Annotated in this window: 12 protein-coding genes and 1 rRNA gene; 4 read left to right on the top strand and 9 right to left on the bottom strand. The window is 67.7% G+C overall.

Features of this window, described 5'->3' with window-relative positions:
* Nucleotides 1-22 precede the first annotated feature (22 nt).
* Nucleotides 23-135: ribosomal RNA gene (gene rrf / locus HWY37_RS29480) — 5S ribosomal RNA — on the top strand.
* A 235-nt stretch (nucleotides 136-370) separates the two neighbouring features.
* Here the strand turns inward: rrf and HWY37_RS29475 are convergent.
* The 4 genes from HWY37_RS29475 to HWY37_RS29460 form a co-directional block, all read right to left on the bottom strand.
* The gene (locus HWY37_RS29475) at nucleotides 371-1,111 is read right to left on the bottom strand and encodes an aldolase (protein WP_176090434.1); all 741 of its coding nucleotides are present in this window, start codon (nucleotides 1,109-1,111) and stop codon (nucleotides 371-373) included.
* A 58-nt stretch (nucleotides 1,112-1,169) separates the two neighbouring features.
* Nucleotides 1,170-1,574 carry a YchJ family protein gene (locus HWY37_RS29470; protein ID WP_175205961.1) on the bottom strand — a complete coding sequence of 135 codons (405 nt, stop codon included), beginning with the start codon at nucleotides 1,572-1,574 and terminating at the stop codon, nucleotides 1,170-1,172.
* A 20-nt stretch (nucleotides 1,575-1,594) separates the two neighbouring features.
* The gene (locus HWY37_RS29465) at nucleotides 1,595-1,867 is read right to left on the bottom strand and encodes a GNAT family N-acetyltransferase (RefSeq protein WP_175205962.1); all 273 of its coding nucleotides are present in this window, start codon (nucleotides 1,865-1,867) and stop codon (nucleotides 1,595-1,597) included.
* A 257-nt stretch (nucleotides 1,868-2,124) separates the two neighbouring features.
* Nucleotides 2,125-3,075, bottom strand: a complete 951-nt coding sequence (locus HWY37_RS29460) for a 3-hydroxyacyl-CoA dehydrogenase NAD-binding domain-containing protein (RefSeq protein WP_176090433.1) — start codon at nucleotides 3,073-3,075, stop codon at nucleotides 2,125-2,127.
* A gap of 111 nt (nucleotides 3,076-3,186) precedes the next feature.
* Between HWY37_RS29460 and HWY37_RS29455 the strand changes: the two genes are divergently transcribed.
* Nucleotides 3,187-3,819, top strand: a complete 633-nt coding sequence (locus tag HWY37_RS29455) for a cysteine peptidase family C39 domain-containing protein (protein ID WP_176090432.1) — start codon at nucleotides 3,187-3,189, stop codon at nucleotides 3,817-3,819.
* Between the two features lie 125 nt (nucleotides 3,820-3,944).
* Here HWY37_RS29455 and HWY37_RS29450 read toward each other — a convergent pair whose 3' ends face one another.
* Nucleotides 3,945-5,342: an MFS transporter gene (locus tag HWY37_RS29450; RefSeq protein ID WP_175205965.1), complete on the bottom strand. Its 1,398-nt coding sequence runs from the start codon at nucleotides 5,340-5,342 to the stop codon at nucleotides 3,945-3,947.
* 116 nt (nucleotides 5,343-5,458) lie between these two features.
* Between HWY37_RS29450 and HWY37_RS29445 the strand changes: the two genes are divergently transcribed.
* Nucleotides 5,459-6,328: a LysR family transcriptional regulator gene (locus tag HWY37_RS29445; protein WP_176090437.1), complete on the top strand. Its 870-nt coding sequence runs from the start codon at nucleotides 5,459-5,461 to the stop codon at nucleotides 6,326-6,328.
* A 90-nt stretch (nucleotides 6,329-6,418) separates the two neighbouring features.
* Complete coding sequence (locus tag HWY37_RS29440) at nucleotides 6,419-7,834, top strand: amidase family protein (protein ID WP_176090431.1); 1,416 nt, start codon at nucleotides 6,419-6,421, stop codon at nucleotides 7,832-7,834.
* A 27-nt stretch (nucleotides 7,835-7,861) separates the two neighbouring features.
* On the opposite strand, the gene HWY37_RS29435 is transcribed toward HWY37_RS29440, so the two are convergent.
* The 4 genes from HWY37_RS29435 to HWY37_RS29420 all read right to left on the bottom strand — a co-directional run bounded on the left by HWY37_RS29435 (nucleotide 7,862) and on the right by HWY37_RS29420 (nucleotide 11,028).
* On the bottom strand, nucleotides 7,862-8,398 hold the full coding sequence (locus tag HWY37_RS29435; RefSeq protein WP_175205967.1) for a GNAT family N-acetyltransferase: 537 nt from the start codon (nucleotides 8,396-8,398) through the stop codon (nucleotides 7,862-7,864).
* Between the two features lie 26 nt (nucleotides 8,399-8,424).
* A complete protein-coding gene (locus tag HWY37_RS29430) occupies nucleotides 8,425-9,216 on the bottom strand; it encodes a 2-keto-4-pentenoate hydratase (RefSeq protein ID WP_175205968.1) in 792 nt (263 codons plus the stop codon).
* Between the two features lie 4 nt (nucleotides 9,217-9,220).
* Nucleotides 9,221-9,598: a hypothetical protein gene (locus HWY37_RS29425; protein WP_175205969.1), complete on the bottom strand. Its 378-nt coding sequence runs from the start codon at nucleotides 9,596-9,598 to the stop codon at nucleotides 9,221-9,223.
* Nucleotides 9,599-9,747: 149 nt separating this feature from the next.
* On the bottom strand, nucleotides 9,748-11,028 hold the full coding sequence (locus HWY37_RS29420; protein ID WP_175205970.1) for a glutamate-5-semialdehyde dehydrogenase: 1,281 nt from the start codon (nucleotides 11,026-11,028) through the stop codon (nucleotides 9,748-9,750).
* Nucleotides 11,029-11,114: the final 86 nt, after the last annotated feature.

The following is an 11,114-nucleotide window of genomic DNA, read 5'->3' as shown; positions in this document are numbered from 1 at the left end:
CGCAGCCGCTCAACCAGTTACGCTTGACGACCATAGCGAGTTGGTCCCACTCCTTCCCATCCCGAACAGGACAGTGAAACGACTTTGCGCCGATGATAGTGGACGGACGTCTGTGAAAGTAGGTCATCGTCAAGCTTTTATTCCGCAGAACCCCACAGGTAACCCCTGTGGGGTTTTGTCTTTGTGGCGACCGAATGCACGACCCGCTTAGCGTGCAATATCGCAAGCCGCAGCCCCAATGAAAAACCCCTCGCAGGAATATCCTGCGAGGGGTTTTGCTTTTACGGCTGGCAATGCAAGAGCGTTAGAGCGCTAAATCGTTTATTGCTGAGCGCATTTTTAATCCGGCAGTGCGGCAAAAAATAAACCGTCAGGGCAATTGACGGCGTAGCGCGGCAAAGAAGAGTTCGGATTGCAGCCGCTCGCCCTGAACCTGGGCAGCAACTCGTGCCGCCAGCTCGGCATTGACCGGAACGAGCGGGCGGCCGGTGGATTGCGCCAGCACCTGGGCGGTACAGGCGCGTTCCAGGAAGAACAGGTCGTCATAGGCGTAGTCCACCCGCTCGCCGCAGACGATGACCCCGTGGTTGCCTAGAAACACCACGTCGGCACCCTGCATGGCGCAGGCGATGCGTTCGCCTTCGCCGACATCCAGCGCCAGGCCGTTGTACTGCCCGTCAACCGCCAGGCGGCCATGAAAACGCATGGCGTTCTGCGACAGCGTGGTGTCCAGCGCGCGATCGGAAGTAAGCGTCAATGCCGTGGCGTAGGGCATGTGTGTGTGCAGGACGCAGGCTTTGCCAGCGATGCGGTGGATCGCGGCATGGATGAACATGGCGGTGGGCTCGACCGCGTGGCGGCCCGCGAGCTTGTTGCCCTGGGCATCGATCAGCACGATGTCGTCGGCCTGCACCTCATGCCACATCAGCCCACGCGGATTGAGCAGGAAGTGATCCGGATCGCCAGGCAGCGCCACGCTGAAGTGATTGCAGACGCCTTCGCCTAGCCCGTGCACGGCGGCGGCTCGTAGCGCCAGGGCGAGGTCGGCGCGCAATGCGGCGACAGGTTCAGAGTGAAAAAGCGCGTCGGCGAGGCGAGGATCGTGATTCATGTCTGCCTTGATCTGGTCTGGGTTGAAGGGGAGCCTGCGCGGAAAATCCGCGCAAGCGTCAGTACAGCTCACCGTCCACGTAGAACCATTGCCCTTCTTCGCGCACGAAGCGGCTCAGTTCATGCAGACGGTGCGCGCGGCCGGCCTGGCGGCTGCGCGCCACGAATTCGACGGTCGCATGGTCGGGATCCTGGTTGGCCGTCTTCTTGATGGACAAGCCCAGCCATTTCAGGTCGGGCGGATTGGGTTCCAGCGCGGCGGGCCGGGTGCTGGCATGCCAGGTGGCCAGCAGATACGGCAGCTTGTCCAGCACGAAGGCGCTGTAACGCGAGCGCATCAAGGCTTCGGCGGTCGGCGCCTGCAAGGCCAGTGGACCGTCATGCCAGCGGCCGCAACATTCGGGATAGGGCTTGGGACCGCCGCAGGGGCAGGCCGAAGCCGGGAGCTTGGATGGCTTGCTCACGATGGATGCGTAGCCAGGTTTCAAGCCAGCAGATCGCTGTATTCGGGATGGCGGCGGATGTAGGCGTCCGCATACGAGCACAGGGGCTGCACCTTCCAGCCCTGGGCGCGCGCATCATCCAGCGCATGGCGCGTGAGTTCGGCGGCGATGCCGCGGCCGCCCACCTGGCTGGGCACGCCGGTGTGGGTGATGGCCATGATCTTGCCTTGCAGCTGGTAGTCCAGCACGCACAGGACGCCATCGACAGTGGCGGTGTAGCGGGAACGGGCGGTGTCTTGCGTTACGGTGATCATTCGTAGGGATCCTGCGGTGGATGGATGCGGCGCCCATGTGCGCCGGATCCAGGAAGATTACTGGCGGCTCGGCGCCGCCTCAAAGATTACTGGAGGCCAGCGGTCGCCTCAAAGATTGCTGGCAGCTGCGCCCGCCGGTTGGTGATTTCCGGCGGTTGCCTGGTGGCCCCTCAATTGCCTGCGGGTCATTGCCTGTCCGCTCCAGGAACAAGGCCAACAGCCGGAGCTTGAGCTCGCGCCCATCGCCGGCAGCCGCTTCAGCGTTGCAACACTTTCAGCAGCGCGGTGAGTTCGGCGTCGCGTGCATCGACGAGGTCGGCGATGCTGCGCTTGCCAGCCTCCGCGTTGACGCCGTCGATCAGGCGCCGCTGCAGCTCGGGCGTGACATCGGGCGCGCCCAGGTCGTCCCACCAGGTCTGCACCGGTCCCAGCAGATGGTCCATGAAATTCGCCAGGCCACCGGCGCCGCCGCCCAGGTTGAAAGTCATGTGCGGGCCGAACAGCGCCCAGCGCAGTCCGGGGCCTTGCGATACGGCGGCGTCGATATCGGCCACGCTGGCCACGTTCTCGGCGGCCAGATGGATGGCCTCGCGCCACAGGGCGGCCTGCAGGCGGTTGGCGATGTGGCCGGGCACCTCCTTGTTCAGGCGGATGGGGTACTTGCCCACGCTCCGGTAGAAGGCAATGCAACGGGCTATGGTGTCCTCGGAGGTTTGTTCGCCGCCCACCACTTCCACCAGCGGAATCAAGTGGGGCGGATTGAACGGATGCCCGATGACAAAGCGCGCGGCATGGCGGCACTGCGATTGCAGGCGGCTCATGATGAGGCCGGACGAGCTGGATGCGACGATGACTTGCGGCGGCAGCGCCGCGTCCATGCGCGCGAACAGGGCCGTCTTGAAGTCTTCGCGCTCGGGCGCGTTCTCCTGGACGAAGTCCGCTCCCGCGAGCGCGGCCTCCAGGTCCGGTTCGAAGCTTAAGGCGTCGATCGAGGCGCCGGGCGTCACGCGGCCGAGCTCGGCCAGCACTGGCCAGGCGGCCTGCACGCGGGCGCGCGTCTGCGCTTCGGCGTCGCCGGCGGGGTCGCTGACGACGACCTCCAGGCCGCGGGCGAGAAACAGCGCGGCCCAGCTGGCGCCGATGGTGCCGGCGCCGACGATGGCGACTCGGCGGATGGCGGGCGGGCTGGACGTGGCAGGGCTGGACATGCGTGTCTCCTATGGGCGGGGATAGGAGCATTGTGAAGCAAACGCCGTACCGTTGCCACGCGCGGGCGGCGCGGGCAAGATAGCGGCTGCCTTCTGAACCTGGAGTCCTGGATGAGCGCGACGCCTGCCCCCCGATCACCCGTGCCGTATTTCTGCCAATGGGAGTCGGCGCACCTGGCCGGCGACATCATCCAGGGCAAGCTGGCGCTGGCCGACGATCCCGCCTGGCGCGATTCCGGCGCGCGCGACGTGGACGAGTATGCGCGCTGGGCCAGCCACGTATGCGGCATGGCCTGCCTGAAGATGGTGCTGGCCGCGCGCGACGGCCGCCTGTATCCCACTCTGGAACTGGCGCGCGGGAGCTTGCCGTACGGCGCATACACGGAGGAAGGTGAAAAGATCAACGGGATGATCTATGCCCCCTTCGTGCGTTACGTGGCCGAGGAATTTGGACTGGAGGCGCGGGTGCACGTTGGTCTGCGCGCCGACGAGTTGCCCGGATTGATGGCGCAGGCCGCATATTTCATGGCGTCCGTGCATCCCTGGATACGCTGGCCCGAGCGCCAGCCTCCCAGGAAAGGCGGACATCTGGTGCTGGTCACCCGGGCCACGCCGGACTCGGTGACCTTCCACAATCCCTCGGGCGAACCTGGCACGCAGGCCGACGTCGAGTTGCCACTGGCGATATTCGACGAGTTCTTCGCGGGGCGCGGCGTGGCGATTATGCCGACCGCCAAAGCCTAAGTACGGAGCACCGCGCGGACGGCGTCTGCGGTGAGGGCAGACACATGCTTGAGTTCGCGATCAGGCGTTGCGAGCATGGACCGGGTGCGCGCTCAAGCATCACGCGGGTAAGGCCGTGTTCGCGATCAAGCGTTGCGCGCGCGGCGCAGATGCCCCCAGACCAGCATGGCCGCGAACAGATAACCGGCAGTGATGACGGCATAGGCCGTCGGCAGGCTGGCCTTCCAGTCCGGCAGCAGATGCAGGATGGTGCCGATCAGCGCGACGCCGACCAGCGCGCCGGATTGGCGGTTGGCGTTCAGCGCCGCGGCGGCGCTGTTCGCGTGGCTCTTGCCCGATACCTGCATGACCACGCTGGTCATCGCGGGGACCGCGATGCCCACGCCCAGGTTGGCCAGCGCGACGACGACGGCAAAGGGCCAATAGACCATGTCCGGCGCGAACGCGAAGATGCCCACGGCGCTCATGGCCGTGGCCAGGGAGATGCCGCCCAGCAATGAGGCGGACACGTTCCAGCGCGCCGAGACCCGGCCGGACAGCAGGTTGCCCAGGGAAAACACCGCCAGCATGGGTACCAGCTGCACGCCGGTCTGCAGGGCGTCGGCGCCGCGCGCCTGCTGCAGGAACAGGCTGAGCAGGAAGAGCTGGCCGTAGGCCGCAAGATTGATCAGAAAGCCCACGCCATTGGCGGCGGCGAATTGCGTGGTCGCGAACAGGGCGCGCGGGATGATGGGTTCGGCGTGGCGGCGTTCGCGCCGCACCAGCAGCACGGCGGCGGCCAGGCTCAGGGCGGCGACGCCCGCGATGCGGCTGGAGGTCCAGCCATAGGCGTTGCCCTGGATCAGCACGAAACACAGCGACGACAGCGCGATCACGCCCAGCAGATGGCTCAGCGGATTGAGCGCGCGCGGCCGGCGCGGCGCCGCCTGGATTCGGCTGCGGGCCAGCCACAGCCCGGCCAGTCCCAGCGGCAGGTTGATGAGAAAGATCCCGCGCCAGCCGAATTGATGGATCAGCACGCCGCCCAGCAGCGGGCCGGCGGCGCCCGCGACCGCGACGATGGCGGACCAGGCGGCCAGCATGCGGTTGCGCACCTGTTCGTCGTCATAGGCGTGGGTCAGCAGGCTGAGAGAGCTGGGCATGAACAGGGCCGCGCCCAGCCCTTGCAGCATGCGGGCCAGGATCAGCGCGTCGGCATTGGGCGCCAGCCCGCAGAGCAGGGACGCCAGGGTGAAGACGCCCAGGCCGGCCAGGTAGACGTTCTTGGCGCCATAGCGGTCGGCCAGCGCGCCGGCGATCAGCAGCAAGGCGGCGAAGGTCAGGGTGTAGCCGTCCACGATCCAGACCAGGTCGGTCAGCGGCACGGTGAACTGGAGCGCGATGCTGGGCAGGGCAACGTTGACGACGGTGACGTCCAGCATGGCCATGATGAAGCCGATGGCCAGCGTGACGAGCGGCAGCAGGCCGGCGGCGGGCTTGGCGGCCAGGGTAGGAGCAGGGGCGTTGGAGCAGGCGGAGTTCATGGCGGCGATGACCGGTCGTGGCATTCGAGGAGTGAAGATTAGGCGCTTCTTGTGATGCAAAAAAGCAGAAGAACTGCTTTATAGTCATGCAAAAATGCATCTTCAAGGGGGTGGCAATGGACTGGGACAACGCCAGGATCTTCCTGGCCATTTATCGGGTCGGAACCCTGCGCGGCGCGGCCGCGCTGCTGCAGATCGACCAGGCCACCGCCGGCCGCAGATTGGCCGCGCTGGAGTCGTCGCTGGACGCCCGGCTGTTCCTGCGCACGCCCGGCGGCTACGTGCCGACGGCGGCGGGCGAGCTGGCGTTTGCCGCGGCGGAGCGCATGGAACAGGCGGCGGACCAGCTGCAGCGCCAGATGCAAGGGATGGACCACCGCCTGTCGGGCGTGGTGCGGGTGGCGACGTCGGAAACCGTGGCCAGCTACTACATCATGGAGGCGGTGCGGCGGGTGCATGCCCAGCATCCCGACATCCGCGTGGTGCTGTCCACGGCGATCCAGCTCAGCAACCTGACGCGGCGCGAGGCGGACCTGGCGATACGCAACATCAAGCCCGACAACCCGGACCTGATCCACCGCCACCTCACGCGCAAGGAGGTCGGGCTGTACGCGTCGCGGGCCTATCTGGCGGCGCATGGCGAACCCAAGCCGGGCATGGCCTTCGCGGGGCACGCGCTGGTGACTTACCAGCAGGCGGTGCTGCCGGGCTGGTCCGATACCTTCTGCGGCGAGCCCACGGGCAACGGCCGCATCGGCGTGGAGTTGAACTCAGGTCTGATGATTCTCGAAGCGGTCGCGGCCGGACTGGGCATCGGCGAGGTGCCCACCCACATGGCGCCCGGCTATCCCGAGCTGGTCCGCATCTGGCCCACGCGCAGCGAACCCTACGATCTGTGGCTGGTGATGCACGGCGACTTGAACCGCACGGCCCGCGTGCGCGCGGTGGCCGACGCCATCGTCGAGGTCTTCGAGGAAGACGAATAAGGCAACGTGCCGGACGCGGCTTGTGGGCCGGCGCGGCAGGCGCTAAGGTTGGCCTGACCCATCAATCTCATCAAGACCCAGGAGTTGCGCGTGTCCGATCTTTGGCGTTTGTCCGCAGTTGAGCTTGCCGCCCGCATCCGCAAGCGCGAAGTGTCCGCCCGTGAAGCCGCGCAAAGCGCGCTGGACCGGCTCGACGCCGTCAATCCGGCGATCAACGCGGTGGTGGACCATCGCCCCGAAGAAGTGCTGGCGCAGGCTGCCGGGGTGGATGCCGCCCTGGCGCGCGGCGAGGACGCGGGGCCGCTGGCCGGGGTGCCGGTGACCGTGAAGGTCAACGTGGACCAGGCAGGTTTCGCCACCACCAATGGCGTGCGCTTGCAGAAGGATGCGATCGCCGCCGTGAATAGCCCGGTCGTGGACAATCTGCGGCGCGCGGGCGCGGTGATCCTGGGGCGCACCAATACGCCAGCGTTCTCGCTGCGCTGGTTCACCAGCAACGCGTTGCATGGACACACGCTGAATCCGCGCAATCCGGCGCTTACACCGGGCGGCTCCTCGGGCGGCGCGGCTGCCGCGGTGGCCGCCGGTATCGGGCATCTGGCGCATGGCACGGATATCGCGGGTTCCATCCGATATCCGGCCTATGCCTGCGGCGCGCATGGCTTGCGGCCGTCGCTGGGGCGCGTGGCGGCGTACAACGCGGCCTTGCCGGAGCGGTCCATCGGCGGGCAACTGACCGCCGTGTCGGGCCCGCTTGGCCGCAGCATCGCCGACCTGCGGCTGGGCCTGGCCGCGCTGGCGGCGCCGGACGCGCGCGATCCCTGGTGGGTGCCGGCGCCGCTGACGGGCCCCGAGGTTCCGAAACGCGCCGCGCTTTGCCTGAACCCGGACGGCATGGATACCCAGCCCGCCGTGGTCAAGGCCTTGCAGGAAGCTGCGCGCAGGCTCAGCGAGGCGGGCTGGTCGGTGGACACGCTGGATACCTTGCCCCCGCTGCAGGAAGCGGCGGATCTGCAAATCCGCATGTGGCTGGCCGACGGCTACGAAGCGATGGTCGCGGCTGCCGAAAAGGAAGGCGACCGGGGCGCGCTGGTGGCGCTGGCCGGACAGCGCGACAAGGCGGCCGCCGCGGATCTCGCAAGTTTTTCCGCGGTGCTGACGCGGCGGGCCACGCTGACGCGCCTGTGGGAGTTGTTCTTCACCGACTATCCGGTGCTGCTGCTGCCCGTGTCGGCTGAATTGCCTTTCCCGGACCAGCTGGACTTGCAGGGAGATGCCGCCTATGCGCGAGTCTGGCGCGCGCAGATGACGCAGATCGGCATACCGTTCATGGGGTTGCCGGGCTTGTCGGTGGCGATGGGCAGCGCCATGAGCGGCGCGGGGCCCAGCCCGGTCGGCGTGCAGGTGGTGGCGGGACGCTACCGCGAGGATCTGTGCCTGGCGGTGGGAGAAATCATCGAGGCGGCCGCTCCGGCCATTGGCATCGCAGAACCTGCGGCGCGCTAGCGTCCGGCGTATCCGCGGGCCCGGGCTTCAGGCGGCGGATGCCGTCGCCCGAGGGGCGCGCCATTCCGAGCGCAGCAGCCCCATCATGCCAGTGTCCCAGCGTTCCGCGCCCGCGCGCGTGGCGGCGCGCCTGACGCCTTCAAGCGTGAATCCCAGCGCCTGGTAGGTACGGATGGCGCGTTCGTTGAACATGTAGACGTTGAGTTCCAGGCGCTCGATGCCGGGCGTCTGGAAGGCTTCGTCTATCAGCAGCGAAACCATCGGACGAGCCAGGCCCTGGCCGCGCGCGGACGGCGCGATGGCGACGCGGCCCAGGCGCGCATTGCCGTCGCGCCAGTCGTAGGCCAGCTGCGCATGGCCGATGGGCGCACCCTCGCGGCAGGCCATCCAGCAGCGGCGGCTGGGCGGCGTGGCCTGGCCCTCCGCCAGCATGGCGGCCGCATCGGCTTGCGCCAGCGGGAAGGACAGGTGCGAGCCGCCCCATTGCACGACGTCGGGCAGGCTGGAAAACCAGCTGGCCAGAAGCGGAAAGTCGGTCAGGGCGAAGGGACGCAGCGTGAGCATGGGCGCGGGGTTCCGGAGCTTGCCGTTCAGGCTTGCTGATTGAAGCGCAGGCGCAGGATGCCGAGGTCGCCGTACGCGAGTTCCAGGTTGCGGTTGGCCGGCACGTCCAGGAAGCCCGCGTACGAGCCGGTGATGACATGCTGGCCGGCGCGCAGCCCCAGGCCTTGTTCGCGCAGGAAGTTGGCCAGCCAGTACAGGCCCGCCTTGGGGCGGTCGTTCGGGTGGATGCCCGCGTGCTGCTCGGTTTCGACGCCGTCCACGGACAGCGTGATGCTCATGGCGCCGGGCGCATCGTGCGGCGACGCGATGCGCGGGCCCAGCACCAGGCCCTGGTTGAACATGTGGTCGGCCAGCAGTTCCGGCAGGCTGGCGTGTTCCGGGGCGGCGTAGCGGCAGCCCAGCACTTCCAGGGCCAGGCGCGCGCCGCCGATGGCGGCATCCACTTCGGCTTCGGTGTAGGGTTGGGGACGGGCGGGCAGGTCCCGGGCGATTTCGAACGCGATCTCGGGTTCGATGCGCACGGTGCCGGCCGGGGCCTCGACAGGGCCGGCTTCGGCATAGGCGACCGTCGACGAGTAGATCGGCGCGACCACGCTCTTCTCGGGCGTGGGCAAGGCGCTTTTCCAGGCGCCGATGCCGTCCTGGCGGTTTTCAAGCAGCAGCTGCGCGGTGCGTTGCTGCACGGCGAAAGCCTGGTTCAGCGATTGCGGCCGGCAGTCGGCGGGCAGGCGCGGGCCGGCGACGCCGGATTCGCGCGCGGCGATCAGGTAGCGGGCCGCGTCCAGGCTGCCGGGATAGTCTTCGATTCTGATCTGCATGCGTTCAGGCTCCGATAAACAGCATGATCCAAAGGACGATCATCGCGATCAGGCCGAGCCAGCACGAGCCCCAGAAGCCGACGATCGGCCATTTCAGGGCCAGCGGCGTCTTCTTCGGGTCGACGTGGCCGAGCAGATCGTTGGCGTTGCCGATCAGCCAGAAGCGCGTGCCGGGAAACATCAGGCGGAAGAAATAATCCAGCATGATGGATGCCTGGATCGCCAGCGGATACTGCTTGAACTGGCGGTGCTGCAGGTAGGGGTGCTTCAGCGCGGCGTTGATCTGCTTGCTCTTGAAGAACAGCACGATGCCGCTGAGCGTGCAGGTGATGAAGCACAGCAGAAAGAGGCTGAAGGCCATGGCCATCGCGGGTGAGTACATGGGGGATCTCAGGAAGCAGCGGCAGCGCCGCGTTCGGATGAAAAGAAAGCCTGCAGGAAGTTGCTGACCGTATTGTAGAAGGCTTGCCGCAGCCCCGTGTTCAGGGCTGCGTCAGCCTTTGCGCCGTGGCGGCCACGGCATTCTAGCGGTCAGCCGCGCACCTGGCCTTCGCCGCTCAGCACCCACTTAAGCGTGGTCAGGCCTTCCAGGCCGACCGGGCCGCGCGCGTGCAGGCGGTTGGTGGAAATGCCGATCTCGGCGCCCAGGCCGTACTCGAAGCCGTCGGCAAAGCAGGTGGGCAGGTTGACGTAGACCGAGCTGGAGTCGACCTCGCGCTGGAAGCGCTGGGCGGCGGACAGGTCCTCGGTGACGATCGCGTCGGTATGGCCGGAGCCCCAGCGCGCAATGTGCTCGATGGCGTCGTCTAGGGTGTCGACGATGCGGATCGCCAGGATCGGGCCCAGGTACTCCGTGGCCCAGTCTTCCTCGGTGGCCGGCTTGGCGTGCGGCAGCAGGGCCAGCGTGCGCGGGCAGCCGCGCAGTTCCACGCCGTGCTCGGTGAGGGCCGCGGCCAGGCTGGGCAGGATGGAAACCGCGGCCACGGCGTCGACCAGCAGGGTTTCCATGGCGCCGCAGATGCCGTAGCGGTAGGTCTTGGCGTTGAAGGCGATGGCGTGCGCCTTGTCCGGGTCCGCGGCCGCGTCGATGTAGACGTGGCAGTTGCCGTCCAGGTGCTTGATGAGCGGCACGCGCGCTTCCTGTGCCAGGCGGGCGATCAGGCCCTTGCCGCCGCGCGGCACGATGACGTCGATGTGCTCGGTCATGGTGATGAGCTTGCCGACCGCGGCGCGGTCGGCCGTGGCGACGACCTGCACCGCATCCTGCGGCAGGCCGGCGGCGGCCAGGCCGGTCTGCACGATGCGGCCCAGCGCGATGTTGGAGTGCAGGGCTTCGCTGCCGCCGCGCAGGATGGCGGCGTTGCCGGACTTCAGGCATAGCGCGGCCGCGTCTATGGTCACGTTGGGGCGGGATTCGTAGATGATGCCGATCACGCCCAGCGGCACGCGCATCTGCGCCACGCGCATGCCGTTGGGGCGCACGCTGGTGGCGGTGATGCTGCCGATGGGATCCGGCAGCGCCGCGATCTGGCGCAGGCCTTCGGCCATGTGCGCCAGCGTCTTGTCCGACAGGGTCAGGCGGTCCAGCAGGGCCGGTTCCAGGCCATTGCTGCGCGCCGCCGCCAGGTCTTTTTCGTTGGCGGCCTTGAGCTCGTCATGGCTGGCGGCCAGGGCGTCGGCCATGGCCAGCAGCGCCTGGTTCTTGGCGGCGCCATTGGCGCGCATCATGGCGCGCGAGGCGCGGCGGGCGTTTTCACCCAGGGTGAGCATGGCTTGTTCGATGGAGGACGTGGACATGGCAGCGTCGGTCATGGATTGGGGCGGCGCGGGCGCCGCCTGGAGATTCAGTGTATATCCGGCCGCAAGGCCGGGCGAACCCAGCCGGATGGCTGGAGAGG

Source organism: Achromobacter anxifer (genome assembly GCF_903652925.1).
Taxonomy (GTDB): domain Bacteria; phylum Pseudomonadota; class Gammaproteobacteria; order Burkholderiales; family Burkholderiaceae_B; genus Achromobacter; species Achromobacter anxifer.
Note: the sequence above shows the minus strand (reverse complement) of the source record. Positions and strands in the feature narration are given on the sequence as shown.

What these genes read in the sequence shown, in the direction of transcription:
- HWY37_RS29435 (WP_175205967.1), bottom strand. Translation starts at nt 8,398, where the DNA reads ATGCTCACGCTGCGTCCCTTCGCCCTGACCGACTTTCCGCTTCTGGCC.
- HWY37_RS29450 (WP_175205965.1), bottom strand. Translation starts at nt 5,342, where the DNA reads ATGAACTCCGCCTGCTCCAACGCCCCTGCTCCTACCCTGGCCGCCAAG.
- HWY37_RS29455 (WP_176090432.1), top strand. Translation starts at nt 3,187, where the DNA reads ATGAGCGCGACGCCTGCCCCCCGATCACCCGTGCCGTATTTCTGCCAA.
- HWY37_RS29430 (WP_175205968.1), bottom strand. Translation starts at nt 9,216, where the DNA reads ATGCAGATCAGAATCGAAGACTATCCCGGCAGCCTGGACGCGGCCCGC.
- HWY37_RS29475 (WP_176090434.1), bottom strand. Translation starts at nt 1,111, where the DNA reads ATGAATCACGATCCTCGCCTCGCCGACGCGCTTTTTCACTCTGAACCT.
- HWY37_RS29425 (WP_175205969.1), bottom strand. Translation starts at nt 9,598, where the DNA reads ATGTACTCACCCGCGATGGCCATGGCCTTCAGCCTCTTTCTGCTGTGC.
- HWY37_RS29445 (WP_176090437.1), top strand. Translation starts at nt 5,459, where the DNA reads ATGGACTGGGACAACGCCAGGATCTTCCTGGCCATTTATCGGGTCGGA.
- HWY37_RS29460 (WP_176090433.1), bottom strand. Translation starts at nt 3,075, where the DNA reads ATGTCCAGCCCTGCCACGTCCAGCCCGCCCGCCATCCGCCGAGTCGCC.
- HWY37_RS29420 (WP_175205970.1), bottom strand. Translation starts at nt 11,028, where the DNA reads ATGACCGACGCTGCCATGTCCACGTCCTCCATCGAACAAGCCATGCTC.
- HWY37_RS29465 (WP_175205962.1), bottom strand. Translation starts at nt 1,867, where the DNA reads ATGATCACCGTAACGCAAGACACCGCCCGTTCCCGCTACACCGCCACT.